Genomic DNA, 729 nt, shown 5'->3' on the forward strand with positions numbered 1-729 from the left:
TTCGCCATCATGTAGCTGCCGTCGCCGACGAAGCAGATCACGTCCTTCTCCGGCTGGGCGAGCTTGATGCCCATGGCGCCTGCGATCTCGTAGCCCATGCAGGAATATCCGTATTCCATGTGATAGCCGCCCTTCGCGGCCTGCCAGAGCACCTGCAACGCGCCCGGCATGGTGCCGGCGGCGCACATGGCGAGCGTGGTCTCGGTCGCGGTGCGCTGGACGGCGCCGATCACCTGCGCATCGGTGGGCAGGGCGTTGCCCTCGCCAGGCGCGGCGGTGACGGAGGCGACGGTCGCGTGCCAGTCGCTGCGGGACCTGGCGTCGAACGCGGGGGCGCGGTGGGGGCCGAGCGCGGCCGAAAGCCGTTCGAGCGAGACCCTGGCATCGCCGAGAACCCCGGTCGCGCCGTGCTTGAGCGCGTCATAGCCAGCGAGGTTGATCGAGACGAGCCGCCGGGCGGGGTTGGCGAAGACCGTCCACGACCCGGTGGTGAAATCCTGAAACCGCGTTCCGACGCCGATGATGAGGTCGGCCCTGGCGCAGAGTTCGTTGGCCGATTGCGAGCCGGTGACGCCGGGCGAGCCGAAGTTGCGGGCGTCCTCGAAGCTCAACCCGCCCTTGCCGGCCTGTGTTTCCACGAAGGGGATGTTATGGGCCTCGGCGAAGCGGGCCAGCGTGTCCTCCGCCCCCGAATAGAGCGTGCCGCCGCCGGAGACGATCACCGGCGCC

1 protein-coding gene is annotated in these 729 nt (G+C 69.5%); it reads right to left on the reverse strand.

Annotated features, from left to right (window positions below; all coding sequences use genetic code 11):
* The coding region (locus EIP85_RS22605) for a thiamine pyrophosphate-dependent enzyme (RefSeq protein ID WP_241560157.1) at window positions 1-729 on the reverse strand (729 nt) is incomplete at both ends.

The organism is Solirhodobacter olei (assembly GCF_004010155.1).
GTDB classification, from domain to species: Bacteria; Pseudomonadota; Alphaproteobacteria; order Rhodobacterales; family Rhodobacteraceae; genus Solirhodobacter; species Solirhodobacter olei.